The organism is Nocardia sp. GP40 (genome assembly GCF_050434125.1).
GTDB lineage: Bacteria > Actinomycetota > Actinomycetes > Mycobacteriales > Mycobacteriaceae > Nocardia > Nocardia albiluteola.
Map to the genome: position 1 here is coordinate 520,046 of NZ_JBNPVW010000002.1, position 24,130 is coordinate 544,175.

18 protein-coding genes are annotated in these 24,130 nt (G+C 68.9%); 9 read left to right on the forward strand and 9 right to left on the reverse strand.

The features are described from left to right. Positions 1-17: 17 nt before the first annotated feature. From ABH933_RS06975 to ABH933_RS06995, 5 genes are all read left to right on the forward strand, one after another. Positions 18-656 (forward strand): protein jag, encoded by a 639-nt coding sequence (locus ABH933_RS06975; RefSeq protein WP_429418467.1) that lies wholly within the window; start codon positions 18-20, stop codon positions 654-656. 212 nt (positions 657-868) lie between these two features. Next, entirely contained in the window at positions 869-1,603 is a 735-nt protein-coding gene (rsmG, locus tag ABH933_RS06980; RefSeq protein WP_429419202.1) for a 16S rRNA (guanine(527)-N(7))-methyltransferase RsmG, read from the forward strand. 803 nt (positions 1,604-2,406) lie between these two features. Then, on the forward strand, positions 2,407-3,399 hold the full coding sequence (locus ABH933_RS06985) for a ParA family protein (protein WP_245400320.1): 993 nt from the start codon (positions 2,407-2,409) through the stop codon (positions 3,397-3,399). Positions 3,400-3,403: 4 nt separating this feature from the next. Continuing rightward, entirely contained in the window at positions 3,404-4,420 is a 1,017-nt protein-coding gene (locus ABH933_RS06990; protein ID WP_215914981.1) for a ParB/RepB/Spo0J family partition protein, read from the forward strand. A 208-nt stretch (positions 4,421-4,628) separates the two neighbouring features. After that, a complete protein-coding gene (locus ABH933_RS06995; protein WP_215915848.1) occupies positions 4,629-5,381 on the forward strand; it encodes a GNAT family N-acetyltransferase in 753 nt (250 codons plus the stop codon). Positions 5,382-5,466: 85 nt separating this feature from the next. Here ABH933_RS06995 and ABH933_RS07000 read toward each other — a convergent pair whose 3' ends face one another. The 8 genes from ABH933_RS07000 to ABH933_RS07035 form a co-directional block, all read right to left on the reverse strand. Continuing rightward, positions 5,467-6,660 (reverse strand): N-acetylmuramoyl-L-alanine amidase, encoded by a 1,194-nt coding sequence (locus ABH933_RS07000; RefSeq protein ID WP_215914980.1) that lies wholly within the window; start codon positions 6,658-6,660, stop codon positions 5,467-5,469. 305 nt (positions 6,661-6,965) lie between these two features. Then, positions 6,966-7,292: a thioredoxin gene (trxA, locus tag ABH933_RS07005; protein WP_215914979.1), complete on the reverse strand. Its 327-nt coding sequence runs from the start codon at positions 7,290-7,292 to the stop codon at positions 6,966-6,968. 26 nt (positions 7,293-7,318) lie between these two features. Beyond that, entirely contained in the window at positions 7,319-8,305 is a 987-nt protein-coding gene (gene trxB, locus ABH933_RS07010) for a thioredoxin-disulfide reductase (protein ID WP_429418471.1), read from the reverse strand. A 149-nt stretch (positions 8,306-8,454) separates the two neighbouring features. Then, positions 8,455-9,303, reverse strand: a complete 849-nt coding sequence (locus ABH933_RS07015) for a hypothetical protein (RefSeq protein ID WP_429418473.1) — start codon at positions 9,301-9,303, stop codon at positions 8,455-8,457. A 192-nt stretch (positions 9,304-9,495) separates the two neighbouring features. Then, positions 9,496-10,053: an RNA polymerase sigma factor SigM gene (gene sigM, locus ABH933_RS07020; RefSeq protein ID WP_429418475.1), complete on the reverse strand. Its 558-nt coding sequence runs from the start codon at positions 10,051-10,053 to the stop codon at positions 9,496-9,498. A gap of 293 nt (positions 10,054-10,346) precedes the next feature. Then, a complete protein-coding gene (gene murJ, locus ABH933_RS07025; protein WP_429418477.1) occupies positions 10,347-14,225 on the reverse strand; it encodes a murein biosynthesis integral membrane protein MurJ in 3,879 nt (1,292 codons plus the stop codon). Positions 14,226-15,708: 1,483 nt separating this feature from the next. Further along, a complete protein-coding gene (locus ABH933_RS07030; protein WP_429418479.1) occupies positions 15,709-18,279 on the reverse strand; it encodes a DUF6049 family protein in 2,571 nt (856 codons plus the stop codon). Positions 18,280-18,301: 22 nt separating this feature from the next. Further along, entirely contained in the window at positions 18,302-18,838 is a 537-nt protein-coding gene (locus tag ABH933_RS07035) for an NUDIX hydrolase (RefSeq protein ID WP_429418481.1), read from the reverse strand. A gap of 124 nt (positions 18,839-18,962) precedes the next feature. Here ABH933_RS07035 and ABH933_RS07040 point away from each other — a divergent pair, with 124 nt between their 5' ends. Beyond that, positions 18,963-20,420: a CCA tRNA nucleotidyltransferase gene (locus ABH933_RS07040; protein ID WP_429418483.1), complete on the forward strand. Its 1,458-nt coding sequence runs from the start codon at positions 18,963-18,965 to the stop codon at positions 20,418-20,420. A gap of 10 nt (positions 20,421-20,430) precedes the next feature. Here ABH933_RS07040 and ABH933_RS07045 read toward each other — a convergent pair whose 3' ends face one another. After that, positions 20,431-21,246, reverse strand: coding sequence for a hypothetical protein (locus ABH933_RS07045; protein WP_215914974.1), 816 nt, complete (start codon positions 21,244-21,246; stop codon positions 20,431-20,433). Between the two features lie 140 nt (positions 21,247-21,386). On the opposite strand from ABH933_RS07045, the gene ABH933_RS07050 reads away from it, so the two are divergent. From ABH933_RS07050 to ABH933_RS07060, 3 genes are all read left to right on the forward strand, one after another. Next, positions 21,387-21,785, forward strand: a complete 399-nt coding sequence (locus ABH933_RS07050) for a TOBE domain-containing protein (protein ID WP_215914973.1) — start codon at positions 21,387-21,389, stop codon at positions 21,783-21,785. Further along, on the forward strand, positions 21,782-22,549 hold the full coding sequence (gene modA, locus ABH933_RS07055) for a molybdate ABC transporter substrate-binding protein (protein WP_429418486.1): 768 nt from the start codon (positions 21,782-21,784) through the stop codon (positions 22,547-22,549). Before ABH933_RS07050 ends, modA begins: the two co-directional genes overlap by 4 nt. A 448-nt stretch (positions 22,550-22,997) precedes the next feature. Beyond that, complete coding sequence (locus ABH933_RS07060) at positions 22,998-23,852, forward strand: ABC transporter permease (RefSeq protein WP_429419205.1); 855 nt, start codon at positions 22,998-23,000, stop codon at positions 23,850-23,852. The last annotated feature ends 278 nt before the right edge of the window (positions 23,853-24,130 follow it).

The window sequence follows — 24,130 nt, forward strand, 5'->3', positions numbered from 1 at the left end:
ATGAAGGAAACGACAACATGACTGTTGAGACCGACGGAGGGGACGCCACTGTGGCGCTGAGCGCGAACGGAACCATGGAGGAAGCCACGACGGAACAGACGCACCCCGCAGAGCCCGCCTCGGACACACCCGCGGAAGACGGGGCCGGACGAGAGGTTGCCGCCACGGAGGACGACGACGCGGGCGACGCCGAGGAGGAGCTGATCGAGGAGGGCGAGATCGCCGGTGACTACCTCGAGCAATTGCTGGACGTGCTGGACTTCGACGGCGATATCGACCTCGATGTCGAGGGCGATCGCGCCGTGGTGAGCATCGATGGCGGTCGCGATCTGTCGAAGCTGGTAGGGCGCCGCGGCGAGGTACTGGACGCGCTCCAGGAGCTGACCCGGCTGGCGGTTCAGCAGGCGACCGGCGTGCGCAGCCGACTGATGCTGGACGTGGCCGGATGGCGGGCCAAGCGCCGCGAGGAGTTGAGTGCCCTCGGTGCGGCGGCCGCCCAGCGGGTGCTCGAGTCGGGCAAGCCGGAGTCCCTCGCGCCGATGACTCCGTTCGAGCGCAAGATCGTCCACGACGCGGTGGCGGTCGTGGACGGCGTGGAGAGTGAGAGCGAGGGCGTCGAGCCCAATCGGCACGTGGTGGTTGTTCCCGCTCAGTAGGACGCCAGCACCGCGAGCACCAGCGTGCGAGAGGGCCCCCGGTTCCCTGGAACCGGGGGCCCTACGCTTGTACGGAGGTAGTCGCACGGCCGGAAACATCGTCAATGGATACTGAGTCCCATCGGTCCGGAAGGAAGTTTCACGTGGAACGAGGCATGAGTGGGTCAGCGCGGGAGGCGGCAGCGGAGCGTAACCACGCAGGCTCCCCGGTCATGCCCAATCGGCTGGGCGCGGGCGTGACCGACTCGAACCCCTCCCCCGGTTCGGATGTCGAGCCGCCGCCGGCCGAGGCGGCACGCGTGTTCGGCGACCGGCTGCCGCTCGCTCGGCAGTACCATGCGGCACTGGCCTCCGCCGGCGTCGAGCGTGGACTGATCGGGCCCAGAGAGGTTCCGCGGCTGTGGGATCGGCACATCCTCAACTGTGCAGTACTCGGAGAGCTCATCGCGGAGGGGGCCACGGTGGTCGATATCGGCAGCGGTGCCGGACTTCCGGGAATCCCCCTGGCCATCGCCCGGCCCGATCTGCGGGTGACGTTGGTCGAACCGCTGTTGCGTCGAACCATCTTCCTGGCCGAGTTCATCGAGTCCGCAGGGCTGAACGTGACCGTCGTGCGCGGTCGTGCGGAACAGCCCGGTGTCCGGAAGGAGGCCGGCGGCGCGGATGTGGTGACCTCGCGCGCGGTGGCCCCGTTGGCGAAGCTGGCGCAGTGGTCGCTGCCGCTGGTGCACGATCACGGGCGCATGCTCGCGCTGAAGGGTTCGAGCGTCGCTGAGGAACTCGAGCGTGATCGCGAGGAGCTGACGCGCGCGGGCGGCGGTAATGCGGAGGTGCTCGAATGTGGCGCGGGGATCGTCACGCCGCCGACGGTCGTCCTGAGCGTCGAACGACTCCCTCGCTCCGAGAGGGAGAATCGGCGCGGAGCTCGAAAGCAGCGCGCCCGCTGATCATGTCAGGCGGCGCGCTCGCGGCCATCTGGTGGGCTGCGCCGCCGGGTTTGCGTCGGGATGTTCGCTCGGGTGTTTCATGTGAAACCCCGCGGGGGTGCGATGTTTCACATGAAACCCGATGATCGAAATCGGGTCGCGCTGAGCGACGATCGTGGTGTTTCACATGAAACATGCTCGGCCGCTTACGTCGTCCCCACGCCGGGGTGTACCCCCATCGATGCGCAGGGTGTTCGAGTGCAGCTGTTCGCGATGAGCTGTCCCTCCGGCCGGGTGGCTGACCGGGAGTTCCCGTTCGGTCGTGTGTCCGATCGAGATGCCTCGCGGTGCGCGTGAATTGATGCGCTCATGCCCTATTGCTCCAGTTCGGATCGCTTCGTCACGGTGACGAAGGTCTGTCGACCATCCCGGTGTCGTACCTCATGTCTATCGGTATCGCCCTCCCGATCCCCATGGCGGGCCCGCTGATTCGGCGTCGAGGTTTCATGTGAAACATCCCGAAATTTGATGCGGAGCCGGATCTGTGGACGCGAATCGGTCATTCTGCGCGTGTCGTAGAAGGATTGCCGCGGTTCAACTTCCGTATTCGGTCCGGTGCTGGCAAGCTAAGTGGCGTTGAGCGTGAGCGCGGAATGTGATGCCCGACAGGCTCGCCGGAAGGGCATCGTTCTCACCCTAGGCGCCACGCTCCGCTTGCTCGAGCCACGCGGCGCTGAAGCCGCTCCGGCGCGTGTCTGAAGTTCTCGGGGTTAGGAGCCTGTATGTCGAACGTTTCACGGGAAACAACGTCCCGGGTCCCTGGAATGCTGGAGGGTAGCGGCTTCGATCCAGATGAGTTCGGCCGCTCTGCCTTTTCGGGCATCTCCGCCGATACGCCGATCGCGGCCGAGGCTCAGCGCGCGAGCCAGGTCCTACACCCTGGAGGAATGAACATCCCGAAGCCCCGCGAGCAGAGAATCATCACGATCGCCAACCAGAAGGGCGGGGTCGGTAAGACGACCACGGCGGTCAACCTGGCCGCCGCGCTCGCGCTGCAGGGGATGACGGTGCTCGTCATCGATCTCGATCCGCAGGGCAACGCCAGTACGGCCCTCGGCGTCGAGCATCACTCCGGTGTGCCGTCGAGTTATGAGCTACTCATCGGCGAGATCTCGGTCCAGAATGCGATTCAGCAGAGCCCGCACAACGAGCGCCTGCTGTGCATCCCCGCCACTATCGATCTGGCGGGCGCCGAGATTGAGCTGGTCTCGATGGTGGCCCGCGAGGGCCGGCTCAAGGCCGCGATTCAAGAGGCGAATCTGGCCGGCTACGACATCGACTACGTCATGATCGACTGCCCGCCCTCGCTTGGCCTGCTGACCGTCAACGCGCTCGTTGCGGCCAAGGAGGTGCTGATCCCGATCCAATGCGAGTACTACGCGCTGGAGGGCGTGGGGCAGTTGTTGCGCAATATCGGGCTCGTGCAGTCGCATCTCAATCCAGAACTGCACGTGTCGACCGTGGTCCTCACGATGTACGACGGGCGCACCAAACTCGCCGACCAGGTCGCCGAGGAGGTGCGCGGACACTTCGGCGATGTGGTCCTGCGTTCGGTGATTCCGCGCAGCGTCAAGGTGTCCGAGGCGCCCGGCTACGGTATGACGGTTCTCGATTACGATCCCGGCTCTCGCGGTGCGATGAGCTATCTGGATGCGGGTCGGGAGATGGCCGCACGGTCGACCGGCTCCGGACATGCGTCGGACCTGGTGGCCGCGGCGCCGGTGGAGAGTGGCGATAACGAGGAAAGGGGCCGATAAGCCGATGAGTCAGGCGAAGAAGGGTGGACTGGGGCGCGGGCTGGCCGCGCTGATCCCGACCGGACCGACCGAGGTGCAGGGGCTCGGAAGCGCCGCGGCAAATGCCGTCATCGGACTCGATCCGATCGGTCCGCATCCGGCTGAGGCGTATCTGCATCGGGTACCCGATCCGGTCAGCGAATCGGACGCCGGTGCGACCTACCGCGAGATCCCGCCGGAGCAGATTCAGCCCAACCCCAAGCAGCCGCGTCAGGTCTTCGAGCAGGAGGCGCTGGACGAGCTGGTTCACTCGATTCGCGAATTCGGCTTGATGCAGCCGATCGTGGTGCGCGCCCTGTCCGGTGTGACCGCGATCGGTTCCGACTCCCCCGTGCAGTACCAGATCGTCATGGGCGAGCGTCGCTGGCGCGCCTGCCAGGAGGCCGGCCTGACGACGGTCCCGGCGATCGTCCGGGAGACCACCGACGATGCGATGCTGCGCGATGCTCTGCTGGAGAACATCCATCGCGTGCAGCTCAATCCTCTGGAAGAGGCGGCGGCCTATCAGCAGCTGCTGGAGGAGTTCGACGTCACCCACGAGGAGCTGGCGAACCGCATCGGCCGGTCCCGACCGGTCGTCACGAATATGATCCGACTGCTGAAGCTGCCGATTCCCGTGCAGCGTCGGGTAGCGGCCGGTGTTCTCTCCGCCGGCCACGCGCGTGCCCTGCTCGGCCTGGACTCCGGCGCGGAGGCTCAGGAGAAGTTGGCCGAGCGAATCGTTGCCGAGGGCCTGTCGGTCCGGGCGACGGAGGAGGCCGTCACGCTCGCGAACCGGTATCCGGAACAGGAGCGCAAGCCCGGGCCGGAGCGCAAGCCCGTCTACTCCCCCGGACTGGATCGCCTCGCCGAACGGCTCGCGGATTCCTTCGATACCCGTGTCACCGTGAGCATGGGTAAGAAGAAGGGAAAGATCACCGTGGAGTTCGGGGACCTGGCGGACCTGGAACGCATCGTGAGTCTGATGGAACAGCAGCGGTAGCCCTGACAGCGCAAATATGCGGGCAAACACCCGCGAACACCTGATGAGTATTGCCCCGGCGTAGAAACGTCACTGTGACAGCGTCGGGGCGCCGGGTGTGACGATGTGAAATGAGGCGGTTGGCGTTGATCGCTTATTCTTGCTGGCGAGAAGATATTGATGCGACGTGAGTGTGGATGAATCCGACAGCTGGAGGCTGAGCAGAGCGGTGTCGACCAGCGTGACCGCACTGACCCTCGGCGGACTGGACAAGCTCCCCGCGCACGCACGGCGATGCGTGTTCTGGGAGATCGACCCCGCCGTGGCCGAGGACTCTCGCGAATTCAGCGATCCGGTCTTCGAAAAGGAAGCATGGCTGTCCACGGTCATGCTCGAGTGGGGTTCCTGCGGTCAGGTCGCACTAGTCAACGATCAGCCCGCTGGCTGCGCGCTGTACTCGCCGCCGAGCGTGGTGCCGCGGGCCGGGCTCTTCCCGACCTCACCGGTAAGCCCGGACGCCGTGCTGCTGACCACGCTGCGCGCCGAATTCCAGTATCAGGACACCGACGTTACCAACCGGCTCATGCAGGCCGTGGTGGCCGATCTGATGCGTCGCGGCGTGCGTGCGATCGAGGCATTCGGCATTCGCAAGGATCCCTCGGCGACGCTGCTGCCGACCCGCTCGATCAGCTCGATGATGCTCATGGAGCGCATCGACACCCCGGCCTTCGGAATTACCTCGCCCGGAACGCCGTCCGCGTCGCGAGCCAACGGCGCCTGCTCCCCCGAGGGCTGCATGATCGATGCCGAATTCCTCGAGGATGTCGGCTTCGACGTCGTCGCGCCGCATCAGCGCTTCCCCCGGCTCCGCCTCGAGCTGGACAGTGACCACCTCTGGAAGGAAGACGTCGAGCGCGCGCTGGATCAGCTGCTGGCCACCGCGGCACTGACCGTGACGCCGACGAAGGTCGGTTGCCGGTAGCGAACGGCACACAGCAAAGACGGCGGCCTCCGGGATAACCGGGGGCCGCCGTTTTCGGTGCCGGGGGGCGTCTGCGCGCCCTTCCTCACATACGGTCCGCCGCGGCAAGTTCCTCCGCCAGCAGTTCGGCGAAGGTGTATGTGCCGGTGGGCTGATCGTCCTGGCCGAGCAGGTACAGCCGCTTCACCGAGACGAGGATGGCCTCGGCGACCACGTCGCGCATCCGCGGGTTGGTCAGCACCGAGGAGTCGTAATCGTTTGTGAGATAGCCGATATCGACCTGAACGGTCGGCATCTTGGTCAGCCGCAGCAGATCCCAGGTACGCGAGTGCGTCCGGCAATCCTGCAGCGATGTGCGGGCAACGATCTCGCGCTGGATGAATCCGGCCAGCACCTGGCCGATCATCGACACCGAGCCGTGCGAATTGCCGAAGTGAAAGCTGGCGACACCGCTGGCCAGCGGGCTGGGATTGGTCGCGCAGCGCAGCGAGATCATCAGATCCGCGTCGAAGGTGTTGGAGATCTCCGCCCGCTCGGCATCGGTCGGATTGGCGCCCCACGGCCGGGACAGGAAGGTCTCCATGCCGGTCGCCGCCATCCGGCCCTCCAGCCGGTTGGCCAGGTCCCACAGGATTTCCGACTCGTACACGTCGCCGAACTCGGTGGGCACGGTGACGCCCTTGTCCGGCCCGCCCATGCCCGGATCGATGACGATCCGCTTGCCGGTCAGCTGCGGCCCGGCCCGGTGCACGACCTCCTCCTCCGCGATGCGGTGCGGATTGCCGCCGGTGACGCGGGCGCCCAGCAGATCGAGCGAGCGCAGTGTGTCGGGGCCGCAGATGCCGTCCGCCGACAGGCCGATCTCGCGCTGGAACGCGGTCAGCCCGTCGTGTGTGTGCGGGCCGAAGTATCCGTCGATGCGGTGCACATAGAAGCCCAGGTCCTGCAGGCGCCGCTGCAGCGTGGCCACGTCGTCGCCGTAGAGCGGTGCGGAGAGCTGATAGATCAGCGTGCGGGCGCCCAGGCGATAGGAGGCCTCCTTGAGGGCGCGGTACGTGGCGGGACCCACCACTCCGTCGACCAGCAGGCCGCGGTGCTGCTGAAAGGCGCGCACTGCGGAATCGAGTTCGTGATCGAAGGAGGCGTCGGCATCCTTCCAGTACTCACCCGACTCGCCATCCCCGATGCGCGGATGCATATGTAGGAAACCCAGACTTGCAAGGGTGCTCCGAACCTCTGCTACGGCTGGACCGGTATCGCCGTGACGAAGTCGGTGCATGCGTGAGAGCCCTTTCCTTCCGCCAAACCCGGGTACCCATTCGTGGGACCACCCAACCCCGAAACCTTTCCGAGGATGTACGAGGGCGCCGCCCCCCGCAGGGCACACGACCGGAGCGCCGGTCGATTGTCTCAGACCCGGACCGAATTTCGGCAATTCTGGCGAGTGCAGAGGATCCTACCCCGCTGTCGACGCCACACTGCGCAACGACGGAGGCTCCGCTGACGGCGTGATCGAGACACACCACCAGCGTGCGGCGCCGAAATCGTACCCTGCGCCGCCGCCGTCGTGATGCTGATCGCCGGTTAGATCACGCCTTCGAGTTCGCGAAGCAATGCGGCCTTGCCCTTGGCGCCGACGATGCGCTTGGTCTCCTTGCCATCCGTGAACAGGATCATGGTGGGAAGGGCCAGGACGCTGTAATCGCGCGAGGTCGCCGGGTTGGCGTCCGCGTCGAGCTTCGCGATCGTCAACTTGTCGCCATGAGCGGCCGCGATTTCCTCCAGCACCGGCGCGACCATCTTGCACGGCCCGCACCAGTCCGCCCAGAAGTCGACTAGCACTGGCTTGTCGCTGGCCAGGACGTCCTGCGCGAAACTGGCGTCGGTGACGGTTTTCGTGGATTCGGACATGGTGGTGTAACTCCTCGAACTGCGGATCAGTGGGCGGTGACTTCGACCGGCTGACCGGCGTGGTTCAGTGTGTTGCTGGTGATGTCGCCCTGCTCGGCCAGCCAGCGTTCGGCGTCGATGGCCGAGCGGCAGCCGGTGCCCGCGGCGGTGATGGCCTGGCGGTAGGTGTGATCGACCAGATCGCCCGCGGCGAAGACGCCGGCGAGGGAGGTCGCAGTGCCCGGCTCGCTGACCTTGACGTAGCCGTCGCCGTCGAGATCGACCTGCCCGCGGACCAATTCGCTGCGCGGATCGTGGCCGATCGCGACGAACAGGCCGGTCGCGGCGAGCTCGGAGGTCTCGCCGGTGCGGGTGTCGCGCAGGGTCAGGCTGGTCACGCTGCTGTCGCCGTGCACCTCGACGACCTCGGAGTTGAGCTGGAAACGGATCTTCTCGTTCGCCTTCGCCCGCTCCAGCATGATGCGCGAGGCGCGGAACTCCTCGCGGCGGTGCACGATGGTGACGCTGGAGGCGAATTTTGTGAGGAAGGTCGCCTCTTCCATCGCCGAGTCGCCGCCGCCGACCACCACGATGTCCTGACCCTTGAAGAAGAATCCGTCACAGGTGGCACAGGCGCTCACGCCGCGGCCCAGCAGCCGCTGCTCCCCCGGAACGTTCAGATAACGCGCCGCCGAACCCATGGCGAGAATGACCGCGTAGGCCTCGTAGGTCTCGCCGCCGACGGTCACCTTTTTGATCGGGCCGGACAGGTCCAGCTCGTCCACATCCTCCGTGCGGATGTCGGCGCCGAAACGCTTTGCCTGCTCACGCATTTCGTCCATCAGGTCCGGGCCCATGATGCCCGAGCGGAAGCCGGGGAAGTTCTCCACCTCGGTCGTGGTCATCAGCGCGCCACCGAATTGGGTGCCCTCGAACAGCAGCGGTTCGAGCTCGGCGCGCGCGGCGTAGACCGCGGCGGTGTAGCCGGCGGGGCCGGAGCCGACGATGATCAGGTCGCGAACTGGCGTACTCATGAGGCCCTTTCGAAAGATGTCTCAACAGGCGTGTCGGTCAACAACAGGGTAAACGCTGTTGTTCCCGCACTGTGTCCTGCAGTACTCACGGCGTTACGGCCGGACACGGCGTTACTGCCGGTGGTGCCGCCGCCCGCCGCGCCCGAGGCTCAGCCGATGTCCTGCATCACAAGCTTGTGGGGGTGACCGGCCCCGCAGTCCTTCCCGACGATCAGCGCGGTGATCTTCGGCGGGTTCGGTCCGGTCAGCAGCACGAGCACCGCGGGCTGGCTGCGATAGGTGGCGTTCATCGCGCCCAGCACTGTCCGATCCAGGCCGACGGCGGCGAGGCAGCCGTTCAGCGCGCCCGGATTCTGCAGCGGGCCGCTCAGATCGCGGCGGCCCATGGCGCCGAGCAACTGGGAGACGGGCAGATCATCGGACAGGTTGACGACATCGTCGGATTGCTTGGTGGGCAGCGCATTCGGTGCCGCCTGGTGCCCCCGGAGCGAGTCCACTCCGACGAGGGTGCCCGCGACGAGGGCGATGGCGGCGGCCGCCGCGGCGAGCCAGCGCCATCGGCGCCGGTCGATCCGGATGGGCGCGGGGACGGGCTCGTCCGATTCGAGGGGGTCTATGGCTTCGAGGGCCGCGGTATCGACCGCGGGCAACGGATGTGTCGCCGGCGGCTGCGTGGCGGCACGGGCGACCCGGAGACGATGCACGGTGGCGACGCGCTCGGCCGGTGGCTGTGCGGTGCCGCTGGCAAGCTCGTCGAGCAGCCGGTCCAGGCGCGCGGTGACATCCGGTGGCATGGCGTGCAGTACGGCCGAGTCCTGGCCGAGCGTGTGTAATTCGGCGGTGACATCGTCCAGCGAGCGCAGGAACCGCAGGGCCTCCGGATCGCTGCGGACCTGCGGCCACAGCTGTTCGGACAGATCGGGTGTGACATTGTCCGCATGCAGGTCGGCCAGTAGATCGGTGGAGAAGGGAGGCTTGGGAGCCGAGCTGGCTACCATCGAACCTCCTGATTCCTCTTTGTCACCGGGTGCCCCGGGATGGCGCCGACGCGCGGCGCTCTCGCGCTTGTCGTCCATCGTCTCTCCGGATCAGGCCGTGCTGAGCAAGTAGTACCCGCGGACCTCGCAGTGCGGGTGAGGGCCTTGCGAGTCCGGCGAAATTTGTTCGTCACTAGTACTGACGCATCTCGACTACTTCCGGTTCCCCGGATTCCGCAGGAATTCCAACTCCTGCTGAAGTCGCTTGCGGCCCCGGGCACACCGGCTCTTGATGGTCCCCTCGGCGACGCCCAGCAACTGCGCCGCTTCTGCCACCGTATACCCCTCCATATCGATCGCCACAAGCGCGGCGCGCTGATCGTCGGGCAGGCGCAGCAGCGCGCCGTCGACCAGCATCGATACCTCGAGCTGGGCGATGTCGTCGCGTTCGGCCGCGGGCTCGGTGACGGTCTCGTCCGACAGCGACACGCTATAGCGGGACTTGTTGCGGCGAATGCGATCCAGGCAGGCGTTCAGCACGATCCGGTGCAGCCAGCTGCGGACCTCCGCGTCGCCGCGGAATCGGGCCGCATTGCGATGCGCGGACCACAGCGCGTCCTGCAGCGAATCGGCGGCATCCTCCGGAATGCGGCAGGTTCGCAGTGCCAGCTGCCACAGATGGTTGTAGTGACGGCGGAACAGCGTGCCGAAGGCATCACGATCGCCGGCGACATGGGCATCGAGGAGTTCGACATCGGTGGCCGTATCCAACTCGATCGGGCGCCTGCGCTGAACGGACGCCCCCGACGTCCCCCCACTGGATCGCTCGATCGCTTCAAACGACAACACATACCCCTCGAAAAGCGCTCACGATGGCATACGCGTCCACAAATGGACACCGGCGGTACTTCGCTCGTCCGGGACCGCGTTGTCAGATCCCGGGAAGCTCCCCTGCTGAGAGCGCGCTGAGAATCATATCGGCTGGTTCGAACCTCGAGCAACCAGACCGTGGGAACTCGGGCGGGGCGCGGCTGTGCCACCGCGACGGGCCGGTGGTACGCCGATCAGGGCGCCGCCTGATAGCGGATGTCGGCGATCGCGGACTGGAACTGACCACCCGACTGGGCCAGCGTCGTGATCCAGATGAGTATGTAATTGACCGGCTGATCGGTCTTCACGGAGATCTCGGTATTGCCGTTGCCGAGCGTGGCCTGGCCGATCAGCTGGGTCTGGTCGAGGGTGGGCGAGGCGGTCGGCGAGGTGCGGAGCTCCACCACGGTGCCCGGGCTGGGCGAGGTGATGACCACCTTGGTCAGCTTGCTGGGGCTGCCCAGGGTGGTCATGACGCCCACGCCCTTCTTGAGCGCGGGGAACTGCTGGAAGTACTGGTCGGTGCGCCATGCGGTGGTGGGGTTGCCGTCCAGCACCGCCGTGACGTGCCCGGGATCGTCGGGGGTGCCCTCCGGGGAGAACACCGTGGCCGCCGTGATCGGCACCGGGACCCCGCCCGTGGCCGGGGTCGTGGGCGCGGAGGTGGCCGCGCCGTGGCTCACCGGGGCCACGGCGGCGGTGGTGAGACCTAGCTTGCGCTGCTCGTCCAGCGGGGCGTTGGAGCTCGCGGGTGCGAACACGCTCAGCAGCCACCAGATGATCACGCCGACCACCAGCGCGGCCAGCACGCCGAGCCCGACCAGGATCCACATCATCCGCTGCGAGCGTTCCTTCTCCGCCGCCAGCAGCTCGGGATCGGCCAGGGACTCGTCGGCCGCCGTGGCATTCGCGCGCTGACCCAGCCGCAGCACCGGGATGAAGTCGGTCTTCTGATCGACCACCGAGGCCTGCTCCAGGACGTGCTGCACCGTCGCGGCCGTGCGGACGCCCTTGTTCGACTCCAGCGATCGCACCGCGACCGCGGAGATCTCGAACGGCGTCTCCGGCCGGATCTGCCGGGGCTCGACCGGGGTGCCGTCCGGGCCGAAATCGGCCAGCCGCAGCCCACCGATCGTGGCGGCGGTCCCCGAGACACCGGCGGTCCGGATCGGCCAGCGCGCGGTGATCAGCGCGTACAGCATCGCGCCCAGGCCGCGCACGTCCGATTGCGCATCCGAATCGGACAGGGTGCCGGGGAAGGCCAGCACCGCATCGCCGGATGCGCTGATGCGCACCCGATCCGGGTGGTCGATCGAGAGGGAGCCGCCGCCGCGATGGGCCATCTCGGCCGCCGCGGCCAGCGCCCGGACCGCCCGCGCGGCGCCGATCGGCGAGGGCACGGTCTCGGCCATCTCACGCAGCGAACGCCCGGGTGTCCACTCGGCCACGACGATGCCGCCGGAACTGCCGCGGACCACGTCGAGCACCCGGGCCAGGCCCGGGGAGTTGATCCGGCCCAGGCGCAGGGTGCGCGACAGGATCGCCTGCGGACCGTCGTGGCCGGCGTTGTCGGCCGCCTTCTGATCCGCGTCGACGAAGGTCAGCGCGACCTCGCGATCCAGCTTCACGTCCAGCGCCTGCCAGAACCGCAGCCCGCGGGCGCCGCCGTGACCGGCCAGCAGCCGGTAGCGGCCGCCGGCGACCGACGCGCCCGGAATCAACTTGGGGCCGCGCTGGGCGCGCCGACCCGGCGATTCGACCCGCATCGGCGGCATCTCCGGCGCGCCCACCGGCAGCATGCCGGTGTCGTAGGTCGGATCGTGCACTGGTGTGTCGTCGTCGTGCTGGCCGGTGTAGTCCGGCCCGGCCTCGGCATGCAGATCGGCCAGGTCCTCGGCCACATACCTGTCGTCGCCGGGCTCATCAGGCGCGAACCTGCCGGGCACGACGTCATCGGTGCGCACTGCGCCTGCCGCACTGCCGACAGCATCTGCGGCAGGGACGCCGCCCGCCGCGTCGTCGCTCACCCTCGTTCCTCCTTCACCGTGGTGTGTCGAAGTCCGATATGTCGACGGCGCACCCGGCCCGTCGCCCACCCGGCCGACACCCCGCTCCGCGCGGGAAGCAGCATCGGCCTGCCCGCGATCGCCGGGACCGGCATTTGCGTTTCTCTGCCGAACAGGGTACGGGAACTCACCCCCGCCGGTACGGTCAACCGCTTCAGGCCGGATAACCGGCAGGACCATCGTTTGCTGCGAGTCGGCGTACGGGTCGTAGCGGTAGTAGTACGGCGAGGCGAGTTCGGGTCGCGGCAGCAAGGTCGTGTCGCCCTCGCCGGCCGGGCCGTCGAGATCCAGATCCGGCGCGGGCGGGGTGAGGCCGAGCCTGCGGGAGATCGCGACCGTGATGGCGACGATCTCCGGAATGCCCACCAGGCGCATGAGTCCGAAGGCGACACCGAACATCAGGATGCCGTCGACGCCGACCCGGAACATCGCGCCGAAGCCGTGATGCAGGCGCGGCAGACCCAGCAGTTGATCCACGATCAGGGTGACCGCCGCGCCGGCGACCGAGGCCAGGACCACCCTGGTCACCGTCCGGCCGACGTTCGACATGCGCAGGTCGCCCAGGCTGCGATGCAGCAGCCAGCCGCCGACGATCGCGCCGGTGAGGAAGCCCAGACCGGTGGCCATGCTCAGCACCATCACGATCTGGTCCGGTCGGACCAGCATCGGAGCGATCGCGCACACCAGGATCTTGACCGCGGTGATGCCGAGAATGATCCAGGTCGGTGTCCAGGCCTGCTCACGGGCGTAGAACACGCGCAGATGGATCAGCACCAGCGCGTACGGGATCAGCGCGAAGGCCGACCAGCTGACCGCCTCGCCCAGCCGATGCGCGTTGTCGTGACCGAAATGGCCGTAGCCGAACAGCAGCTCGCCGACCTGCGGGCCGGCCACGGTGAGGAACAGCACCACCGGGACCAGGGCAATCATGGTCAACCGGGTGGCCGTGCCGAGATCGTCGACCACCGCGGGCGTGTCGTCATTGGCCGCGTTGCGGCTCAGCCGCGGCATGATCGCGGTGAGCACGGTGACGCCCAGCACGCCGTAGGGCAGCTGCAACAGATTCCATGCCTGGTTGACGATGGCCGGACCGGCCACGTCCCAGTGCGAGGAGACCCGGGTGGCGAAGATGAAGCCGATCTGGCTGATGGCCACGTACAGCACGACCGCGCTGGCCATACCGCCGAACTGCTTGAGCCGGTCGTCGAACCCCCAGAGCGGACGCAGGTTGATCCCCGCGCGCCGGATCGCCGGGACCATACTCGCCACCTGGACGAAGACGCCGAAGGTCATACCGCCGCCCAGCAGCAGCACCTTCGGCTGGGCCATCGTGAAGGGGTCGAGGGTGATCCCGCCCGGCAACAGCAGGTACAGCCCCAGCACCAGCAGCACCGTGAGGTTGTTCAACACCGGCGCCCACGCGCCCGGCTTGAAGATCTCGTTCGTGTTGAGCACCGCCATCAGCAGCGAGGACATGCCGTAGAACAGCACCGCCGGGATGAGCAGAAAGGCCAGTGCGGTGGTGAGTCCGACGCTGACCTTGCCGTCGTCGGTCAGGAACAGGTGCTTGGTCAGCGCCGGCGCCGCGGCGGTGCACATCAACGCGACCCCACCCAGCACCACGACCGCCACGGTGAACAGTCGCCGGATGAAGGCCTCGCCGTTGTCGCGATCTTCCTTCTGCGCGCGGACCAGCGTGGGAACCACGAAGGCGGTCAGCACGGCGCCCAGCACCAGCTGCTCGATCATCGTCGGGATCTGGCTGGAGACGGTGAACGCACTGGCGACCGCGGGGCCGAGCGCCATCAGCACCAGCGCCTGCTTGGCGAAGCCGGTGATCCGGCTCATCAGCGTCGCGATCGCGATGGAACCGGTCGCACTCAGCAGCCGGGAGTTCGCGCTCGCGGGTGTGCCCGCCTCCTCATGGGCTTCCGGGGCCGAGCGCTCGTACTCGTCCGGCTCGCCTGCGGGGCGCCGCCGCGCGCCCGCGGGGATGCGCTGTGGCATCGCTCGGTTCTCGGTATGCGGGGGTGGCCCGGGACGTCGCGCCGGCTGCGGACCACTGGGCGGTCCGGCCGGACGCGGCGGTCTACCGGACTGCGCCGGCTTCGGCCGCCCCGCCGACTCGCCATCGGGTCCGGTGCCGGGCGGCATCCGGCGGACAGGGCCGCCTCCGGGACCCGGTGGCACTCGGCGCATGGTCCCGCTCGGGGGTGTCTGGTCGGGGCGCGGCGGCATCCCGTCCGGGCGGGCGGGACCGCCCGCGGACCGGTCCGGCGGCATCCGGCGTGCCGGTCCGCCAGGTGGTACCTGTCGCATGGTGCCGCTGGGTGGCATTCCTTCGGGTGACCGGCGGTCCGGCGGTACCTGCCGCATGGTGCCGCTCGGCGGCATCCCCTCGGGTCCCCGGCGGTCCGGTGGCATGCGGCGCATGGTGCCGCTCGGCGGTGCCTGCTCCGGTGGGATTCGGCGATCGGGTCCGCTCGCTGGCGCCTGTCGCATGGTGCCGCCGGGTGGCATTCCTTCGGGGCCCCGGCGGTCGGGTGGCATGCGGCGCCGGTTGTCCGGTCCGCCCGGCGGTACCCGGCGCATGGTGCCGCTGGGCGGCGCCTGGTCCGGTCGAACCGGACCGCCTGCGGACCGGTCCGGCGGCGGCATCCGGCGGTCCGGCCCGTTCGGTGGCACCTGTCGCATCGTCCCGCTCGGCGGCGGCTGCCGGACCGGTCCGTTGGGCGGACCCGGCCGGCGCGCATCGGCGGGAGGGATCACCGGAATCGGACCGGTCAACGGAACTCGCAGCGGCGCGCCGGAATCGTCCTGCTCGCCGGGGCGGCCACCACCGCGCTCCCAGGGCGCGGCCGGATGCCGTCGCAAGCCCGGATCGTCTTCCGCGGGGTCGGTACGCCGGGGGTCTTCGTAGCCACTCATCGAGCCCCCTGCGCTCGGCGGACAAGCCCACGCACGGCTCCACTCGGGCCGGGGCGCGACAGGACACTCGTCGGGCACAAGTCGGTGGCAGTCAGGCAGGGCGACAGACTGTTCCGGCGCCACGCGACAGCGCCCGGGCGCGAGGACAGAGCGCTTCGGCCTGACATGACAGAGACAGCGCGGGACGACGTGCGGTGTCGGTGTGCCATGACAGCACCCGTGCCGGAGGACAGAGTGACTAGGCCCGGCACGACAGCGTCCGGGCGGGGCGACCCGTGGTTCCGGTGTGATGCGACCGCACCGAGACGAGCCGACTCGCTGCCTCCATGTGACACGACAGCACCGGGGCGGGACGACCCGCCGCTGCGGCCGGGAACGACGGCCTCGGAGCGCGATGTGACCGCGACCGGGCACGTCGAGACACTGCTCGGGTGTGACGGGGCAGCACCCCGCGACGCCATGTAACCCCGGTGTGACCCGGCACCGACCAGACGCGACAAGGCACCGCGAGCGGACGCGGCCGTGCCGTGGCCGGTCCTGTCCACTCGGCCGCTGCGCTTGGTCATGATGTCTCCTGTCGCTGCAGGACCCGCTTGCGCGCGCGCAGGTACCTGTTGAGCCTGCGCCGCTTTCCCGGGTCCAACCCCTCGTCGGCCGGATCGGGCTTGCCCCGGAAGCGGCGCCACAAGCGGCGACCGGCCAACAGGAACAGCAGTGCACCGGCACATGCGGTAATTATCGCCAACGCTGAACCGTAGGCGTTCGACCGCACCTTGACCGACGCGGCGTTGCCCAGCGGGATTCCGTCAGGTGTGGTAATGGAGATCGGGATTGTCAGGTTGCGACTGTCGCTGACTTTCGTCGGGATCTGGAAGGACCGGGTGCCCTCCGCGGGCAGCGTCTGCTCGCCGATGTCGGTGATGTCGGCGCCGGCCGGTGCCTCGATCCGGAACCGGATCCGGGCCGCGACCGGCAGCTCGTTGCGCGCCACCAGCAGCAGCGGGCTCTGCTCCGAGGCCAGTGTGTACACCCCGCCCGGCGGCAGTACCGTCACGGAGTGATAGAGCCCGTCCAGGGCGTGGGTGGTCTGATCGAGACGACGCTGTGCGGCGGTATCGGCCTGGGCTCCCGGGCTGGTGCGGTCCGACAGCGACAGCGCCCGCACCAGGTCGTCGCGCAGCGGGGTGAGGAACGTGTGCGGGGTCGGTTCCTGCTGTGGCACCTCGACCAGCGCGTTCATCAGACCGGTGATCCGCCCGGTCTGCTGCCGGACCGGGCCGGTGTACTGCCGAGGCGCGCTGTCGGACGAGTCGGGCAGACGACTCGGCGCGTAGGGGTGCGGGTTCGGCGATAGGGCGAGCAGATCCTGGAACGATCGCGGCGTGGCCAGGCCGTTGCGGAACATCGCATCCAGCTGGCCGAGCAGGGCCGCGGCCTCGTCGTGGTTGGCACTCCACTGCTGGGGCGGCATCAGCACCAGTGAACGCGGCCGGTTCGGCTGTGGATTGAGCGCGGTCCAGGACATCGCGCCGAGCGCATCCTGCAGGCGCGCGGCACGCGAATCCTTCGCGACCTCGTACCGCACCCGCTCGGGTGTGAACGCCGGGGTCGGCGGATTCGAGCCGACCGCGGCCAGCGCGGTCGCGGACCAGATGTCGAAGGTGGCCACCTTCAGTCCGGGATCGGGCGCGGTCGTGCCGCCGGCGGGAGGCGTGGCCGCGCCCGTGGACGAAACACCTGGTAGCCGAACCATTTCCGGGGTACCGGTAGGCGAATTCGCGGACACCGCAGCGGCGTTGTGTGCGGTCGGTTCCGAATCCGTTGCGGCGCTTCCGGGCTCGGCGACGGCGTTGTCGGCCAGCACGGCGCTGGTGAAGCCGTGTCCGGTGAGCATGGTCGCGGCGGCGGTGTCGATACTTCCGGAGTCGGGCAGGGCGGCCCCGCGCAACGACCGCACCGACAGGATCTGATCGACGACGTCGGCGGGCGATTGGATGGCGCGGGCCGTCAGTGCATCGTCGTGCACGGCGGCCAGGGCGGTGAGGTCGACCTGCGCGAACGGCACGGCGACGGTGCATATCGACGGTGCCAGCGCCCGCAGCCGGTCCAGCCACGCCTTCGCGGCCTGGGTCCCGGTGCCGTCGCGGGTCGGGCCGTCGGGATCGGACGGGCTGGCCAGCACCCGGTACCCGGTGGTCATGTCCGACACGGTGATCAGCAGATCCGGGTCGACCGCCAGGCACAGCGCGCTCGCGACATTCGGCCCGGTCCGGGCGGTGTCGGGCCGCACCGCCGATTCCAGCCCGCCGAGCAGCTGGTCCAGGCGCCCGCCGGTGGCCAGTTCACCGGCCAGTTCGTCGTCGGTGAGCAGCGCCTTGCCGGTGACCGAGCCGGGAATACCGGCGACCAGTCGCGGCCGATCGGCCAGCGGCCACAGCATCGTGGTCGCCACCGGCGCGTCGGTTGGCGCCGGAACCGGCTGCGATCCACTGGGTTTCTGGTCCGAGTCGCTGGGCAGCGGGGGCAGGCCGAGCACCGGGAGCAGGAAGCGGGCATCGTCGAGGCGGGCCTGGCCACCGTAGGTGGGGGTGCCGTTGACGTTCAGCAGCAGCGGGTAGATGCCGGGCTCGGTGATGTCCAGGGACGCGGTGATCGGCGCGCTGCCCGCGGCGCCCCTGCTGCCTGCGCGCACCCCGACGCGCAGCGCGAACTGCTGGCGCTGCCCGGGTTCCAGCCGAGTGGCGACGTCCTGGAACGGGGTGGGGATGGTGTAGTCGGACTGGTCCAGGCGCAGCGCCGAGCGCAGGCCCCGCGGATCCTTGATCGCGGCGGTGCGCTGCGCGCGCACGGCGATGTCGTCCACCTCCCGGTCGCCGATGTTGGTGACCGTCCCGGAGATCGTCAGGACCGAATCGCTGCTGGTGGTAACCGCATTCGGGGTCACCGAATCGAGGGTGAGCTTGAGAAATTTGGGTGTCGTCGTCGATCCGGAGCCGGTGGGGTCCGCCGCCGCGGGGCCGGTCAGCGGCAGGCCGAGCGCAGCCAGCGCCAAGACAATGAGGAGCGGCGCCCAGCGGCGCCGATGGTGTGCTGTGCGCAGCCGCGCCTGCGGGGCGTCGATGAGCTGGCTCATTGACGCCTCCGACCCGCATGCGTCATTGTCTGCCGTTCTCCATCCGGTCGATCAGGCGATTCGCGACCTCCGCCAGCCGCCGCTCGTCCGCGTAGGCCAGCCGGGAATCCAGGTCGGTGAGCGGGACCCAGGCGACCTGGGTCACCTCGACGTCGGCGTCGGACAGCTCGCCGCCCACCGAGCGCATCAGATAGTGGTGCACCGTTTTGTGTACCCGGCGGCCGTCGGTGACGAACCAGTAGTCGATGCTGCCCAGCTCCGCCACGACGAGGCCGTTGATCCCGGTCTCCTCGGCGACCTCGCGGACCGCGGTCTGTTCGGCGGTCTCGCCCGTCTCGATATGACCCTTGGGCAGTGACCACAGGAGCCGGCCCCGCCGGTCGGTACGCCCGATCAGGGCGGCGCAGCGCTTGTCCGGCGGCCCGTCCAAGCCGTCCACGACGAGCCCGCCGGCCGAGGTTTCCCGGACAGTGCGCATCCTCGGCTTGGCCGCATTACCGGCCGAACCGCGGCGCCGGGGCTGGCGGCGTCGACTGTTCGCGCGATCGGCCGGAGACACCCGGTTAGTCTAGCTGCGTGGAAGGGCCTTCCTTCCCGCCCAGGCTCCGGCGCGGCGCACTCGGTCGCGGTGTGGCCCAGTAAGCTGCGTCTCTGTGGTTTCACCGAAGTCCGAGGATGTAGCTGTGCCCGCCCCCGATCCAGCACTCGAGGATCGGCGAACGCGCCTGCTCGCCTCGGCGGCGATCACGCTAGGGCGCGTGGCGAACGTGCTGGCTCCGCTGGGTGAGATGTTCGCCGCACGGGGACACCACCTGTATCTGGTGGGCGGCAGCGTGCGCGATGCGGTGCTGGGACGCCTGGGCACCGACCTGGACTTCACCACCGACGCACGGCCCGAGGCCGTGCAGGAGATGCTGCGCGGCTGGGCCGACAATCTCTGGGACACCGGTGGCCTGGCCTTCGGCACGGTGAGCGCGTCGAAGGCGGGCTGGCAGATCGAGATCACCACCTTCCGCAGCGACAGTTACGACCGGGTCTCCCGCAATCCGGCGGTGGCATTCGGCGACACCCTCGAGGACGACCTGATCCGCCGCGATTTCACGGTGAACGCGATGGCCGTGCGGGTCGGGGTGGACGGGACGCTGGAGTTCGTCGACCCGCTGGATGGCATGTCGGCGCTGCTGGCGGGCGTGCTGGATACTCCTGCCGCGCCGGAGGATTCGTTCAACGACGATCCGCTGCGGATGCTGCGCGCGGCGCGGTTCGTCTCGCAGCTGGGCTTCGCGCTCGCGCCCCGGGTGCGTGCCGCGATCGCCGCCATGGCCGCGGAGATCGACCGCATCACCGCCGAGCGGGTGCACACCGAGCTGGACAAGCTGATCGTCGGTGAGTATCCGACCGAGGGCATCGACATCATGTGCGAGACGGGACTGGCCGAGCGCGTGCTGCCCGAGGTGCCGGCGATGCAGCTCGAGATCGACGAGCACCACCAGCACAAGGACGTCTACCAGCATTCGCTGACGGTGCTGCGCCAGGCCATCGATCAGGAGCAGGGCGATCCGGACCTGGTGCTGCGCTGGGCGGCGCTGCTGCACGACATCGGCAAGCCGCCGACCAAGCGCAACGAGCCCGGCGGCGGGGTCAGCTTCCACCATCACGAGGTGGTGGGGGCGAAGATGGTCCGAAAGCGCATGCGCGCCTTGAAGTATCCGAAGCAGTTCACCGAGGACGTGGCCCGGCTGGTGTATCTGCACCTGCGCTTCCATGGCTACGGCAAGGGACAGTGGACCGATTCGGCGGTGCGGCGCTACGTCACCGACGGCGGTGAGCTGCTGCCACGGCTGCACAAGCTGGTGCGCGCGGACTGCACGACCCGCAACAAGCGCCGGGCCGCCGCGTTGCGCGCCACCTACGACGATCTCGAGGTGCGCATCGCCCGCCTGCAGGAGCAGGAGGATCTGGCCCGGGTGCGCCCGGACCTGGACGGCAACGCCATCATGGAACTGCTGGGCCTCGAGCCCGGGCCGCAGGTGGGCCGCGCGTGGAAGTATCTGAAGGAATTGCGGCTGGACCGTGGGCCGATGTCGCGCGCGGAAGCCGAAGCCGCCTTGCGGGATTGGTGGGATTCGGGCGCGCAGTAGCCCCGCGCGATCAGAAGATGATGAGCGTGGTGCCCGCGACAATGGCGGAGCGGATCTGCGCGAGGTCGAACGATCCGGTGATTTCGGGGAGTTCCACGTGGAACCGGACTCGCTCCCCGTCACGGTCGGCGCTGTGCACCCGGAGGTTCTTCGGGAGGCCGGTCAGCGGAATCGGCGCCAGAGCGATCCACCGCCGCGGAATTCGCACCCCGGACCAGCCCGCCCGGTGCACGGTGATGGTGAGCAGGTCGTCCGCGACCGCGGCCTCGACCAGCGCGCGTACCCGCAGGCGCCGGTGCCGGGCGGTGATCAGCCCGTCCGCATGCACGCCGAGTTCCCAGTCCAGCTCCCAGGTGTTGAGCCACTCGACCAGCGCCGCCAGTCCCACCGTGCCGGTGATGTCGAGGTGCGAGCTGCGCAGCTTCGTCGGCACGCCGGGTATCAGGCGCACGCCGTGGGCGACGACGGACATCTGCTCGATCGGGTGACCGTTCCACCGCAGCTCCTCCAGCACCGCTTTGGTCTGGAAATGGGCGCCGCGGCGGCGCACCTTCAGGGTCCGCAGCACCGCACGCAGGTCGTGCCCGAGCAGGGCGGCGTTGAGCTCGCGGCCGCCGAACTGACTGAGGATTCCCTCGCTCAGGAGCGTCATCAGCACATCGGGCATCAGCGCCGTGACCGCGCCCGCGCTCAGGTCCGCTACCGGGTCGAGCCAGGCGGTGGTGAAGCCGCTCCACTGATCCAGCCAGACCGGGTCGAGCAGGCGTCTGCCCAGATCGACCGCCCGCATCGGCGACCAGGCCTTGGGATCGAAGTAGGCGGCCATAACTGGCTCAAGGGTACCGGCACGCGGTGACACGTGGCTCTTGTCCCTGGTGAGATCCGGCGAATAACGCGCCCATTCGATCCGCAGATTCGGAGGATCACACGTTGTTTCCACCGTGAATGCGGAACTACTCTCACTGCATGCCCAACCTGCGGATTCGTGAAGCCGCCGAATTGCTCGGCGTCAGCGACGACACCGTGCGCCGGTGGATCGATACCGGTGCGCTCGCGGCGCACAAGGACGCCTCCGGACGGATGGTGATCGACGGCAAGGCTCTCGCGGCATGGGCGGTCGCACAGGCGCGGCCGCCGCAGGTGACACTCGGCGGCGCCAGTTCGGCCCGCAATCGGTTTCCCGGACTGGTCACCACCGTGGTGGCGGACGGGGTGATGGCACAGGTGGAGATGCAATGCGGCCCGTTCACGGTGATATCCCTGATGAGCAGCGAGTCGGTGCGAGCGCTGGGTCTCGAGCCCGGCAGCGTCGCGGTGGCGAGCGTGAAGGCGACCACGGTGGTGGTCGAAACGCCACCGGCATGAGCCACGCTCGTCGCGCGGGCGTGCTGATCACCGCCGGCGCGCTGGCGGCGGCACTGGCGGGGTGCGGTTCGGGCGGTTCGGGCGGTTCCACGACGACGTTGACCGTCTTCGCGGCGGCCTCGCTCAACCACGTGTTCGCCGATCTGGGCAAGAAGTTCGAGTCCGATCATCCGGGCACGAAGGTCGCGTTCTCCTTCGCCGGTTCCTCGGACCTGGCCGCCCAGCTGAATCAGGGCGCACCGGCTGACGTCTTCGCCTCCGCCGACACCGCGAACATGGACAAGGTCGTCAAGACCAAGCGAATCGCCGAGAAGCCCCGGAACTTCGCGACCAATGTGCTGACCATCGTCACGCCGCCGGGCAACCCGAAGCACGTTGCCACCCTGGCCGATCTGGCGAAGCCGGGGATCAAGGTGGTCGTCTGCGCGCCGCAGGTGCCGTGTGGTTCGGCGACCAAGAAGGTCGAGGCGGCCTCGCACACCAAGCTGTCGCCGGTGAGCGAGGAGTCCGACGTGACGGACGTGCTTGCCAAGGTCACCTCCGGGGATGCCGACGCCGGGCTGGTCTACGTGACCGATGCCTCCGGTGCAGGTGACAAGGTCGCCACCGTCTCGTTCCCGGAGTCCGCCGGCGCGGTGAACACCTATCCCATTGCCGCGGTGGCCGATTCGAAGCATGCCGGCCTGGCCGAGCAGTTCGATGCGCTGGTCACCGGCCCGGACGGTCGCGCGGCCCTGGCGAAGGCGGGATTCGGCGCGCCGTGAAAAACCCGGGTACGGCGGACTTCCGCGGGGCGGCGCGGCCGAGCGGTGTCCGCCGTGCTGCGAATGACGCTGTTCCCGTGCGGTTTCCGTGCGCACAAAGGGCCGCAGGTCGCGGATGGGCGTCGGATCGCACTGCGGTATCGGCGTTCTCAGCGTGCGGACCTGCGCGGTCCGAGCTGATCTCCGGGCGGTCCGGACGCTCTACTCGACGCCGGCGGCGGCCGCCGAGGCAGGCGGCCCATACCCGGGCACTGCTGCCTCGAGCCGTCCGGCCGGGTTCGAAACCGGTCCACTCGGCCGATTATCGGTTACGGGACCGGCTGGCGCCCGGGGCGATTCGGGCGGGAGTGCCGTCGTGACCGCTGACCAGGGGCGCGGTCACGGTCGTGACGAGGCGGAGGCGGCCGCGCGACGGGTGCCGAATCCGGTGCGGCGCGGGATTCGGGCGATCGTGCGAGCGCCCGGACCCGCGGTGCCGCGGTGGTCGTTGCTGCCCGCCTTTGTGGGATTCGCGTTCGTCATCCTGCCGCTGGTGGCGTTGACCGATGCGGTGGACTGGTCGCATTTCTTCTCGCTGGTGACCGGTCCGTCGTCGCAGGATGCGTTGTGGCTCAGCATGAAGACCGCGCTGGCCAGCACCGTGCTCTGCGTGGTGCTCGGGGTGCCGATGGCGGTGCTGCTGGCCCGGGTGCGGTGGCGGGTGCTGCCGGTATTCCGGGCGATGGTGTTGCTGCCCTTGGTATTGCCGCCGGTCGTCGGCGGTCTGGCGCTGCTGTACCTCTTCGGCCGGTACGGGTTGCTCGGACGCAGGCTGGAGGCGATGGGCATCGAGATCGCCTTCAGCACCACCGCGGTCGTGCTGGCGGAGACGTTCGTGGCCCTGCCGTTTCTGGTCATCACGCTCGAGGGCGCGATGCGCACCGCCGGGGAGCGCTACGAGCGGATCGCCGCCACCCTCGGGGCCGCGCCGACCACGGTGTGGGTGCGCATCACCCTGCCGCTGCTGCGTCCGGCGCTGATCTCCGGCGCCGTGCTCGCCTTCGCGCGGGCGCTGGGCGAATTCGGCGCCACGATCACCTTCGCGGGCAGCCTGCAGGGGCGCACCCGCACGCTGCCCCTCGAGATCTACCTGCGGCGCGAGAACGATCCCGGTGCGGCGGTGGCGCTTTCGCTGCTGCTGGTCGTGATCGCCGTGCTGATCGTGCTGGTCGCGTACCGCCGCGTCGGGGTGCCGGAGGGGCGCGAGTGGGCGGGTGGGCTCTGGCGGTGGGGCGGTTCGGGCCGGGTGCGGGTGCCTGAATGACCGACTTCAACGCGGCCCGATCCGCCGCGGTACCTGTGGACTGGCGCTTCCTGACGCGTTCCGGAGCCGCCCCCTCGGCTACGGCTGGGAGCGCGGCCGCCGGATCCGTAGTGGCAGTGATCGATGTGGCTGCGAGTGGGAACGCGGTCGCCGAATCCATCGTGGCATTGGCTGATTGCCGCCGCGCGGCGGGCTCCGGAGCTGTGCGGGGTACGGCAGGCCCGGTCATGGTCGAACGCCTGGGAGCGACAACCGAAGTGGCGCAGGACGGTCGGTGG

Coding starts and splice junctions, on each gene's coding strand:
- ABH933_RS06975 (WP_429418467.1), top strand. CDS start 18: ATGACTGTTGAGACCGACGGAGGGGACGCCACTGTGGCGCTGAGCGCG.
- rsmG (WP_429419202.1), top strand. CDS start 869: ATGCCCAATCGGCTGGGCGCGGGCGTGACCGACTCGAACCCCTCCCCC.
- ABH933_RS06985 (WP_245400320.1), top strand. CDS start 2,407: ATGCTGGAGGGTAGCGGCTTCGATCCAGATGAGTTCGGCCGCTCTGCC.
- ABH933_RS06990 (WP_215914981.1), top strand. CDS start 3,404: ATGAGTCAGGCGAAGAAGGGTGGACTGGGGCGCGGGCTGGCCGCGCTG.
- ABH933_RS07000 (WP_215914980.1), bottom strand. CDS start 6,660: ATGCACCGACTTCGTCACGGCGATACCGGTCCAGCCGTAGCAGAGGTT.
- trxA (WP_215914979.1), bottom strand. CDS start 7,292: ATGTCCGAATCCACGAAAACCGTCACCGACGCCAGTTTCGCGCAGGAC.
- trxB (WP_429418471.1), bottom strand. CDS start 8,305: ATGAGTACGCCAGTTCGCGACCTGATCATCGTCGGCTCCGGCCCCGCC.
- ABH933_RS07015 (WP_429418473.1), bottom strand. CDS start 9,303: ATGGTAGCCAGCTCGGCTCCCAAGCCTCCCTTCTCCACCGATCTACTG.
- murJ (WP_429418477.1), bottom strand. CDS start 14,225: ATGCCACAGCGCATCCCCGCGGGCGCGCGGCGGCGCCCCGCAGGCGAG.
- ABH933_RS07030 (WP_429418479.1), bottom strand. CDS start 18,279: ATGAGCCAGCTCATCGACGCCCCGCAGGCGCGGCTGCGCACAGCACAC.
- ABH933_RS07045 (WP_215914974.1), bottom strand. CDS start 21,246: ATGGCCGCCTACTTCGATCCCAAGGCCTGGTCGCCGATGCGGGCGGTC.
- ABH933_RS07050 (WP_215914973.1), top strand. CDS start 21,387: ATGCCCAACCTGCGGATTCGTGAAGCCGCCGAATTGCTCGGCGTCAGC.
- modA (WP_429418486.1), top strand. CDS start 21,782: ATGAGCCACGCTCGTCGCGCGGGCGTGCTGATCACCGCCGGCGCGCTG.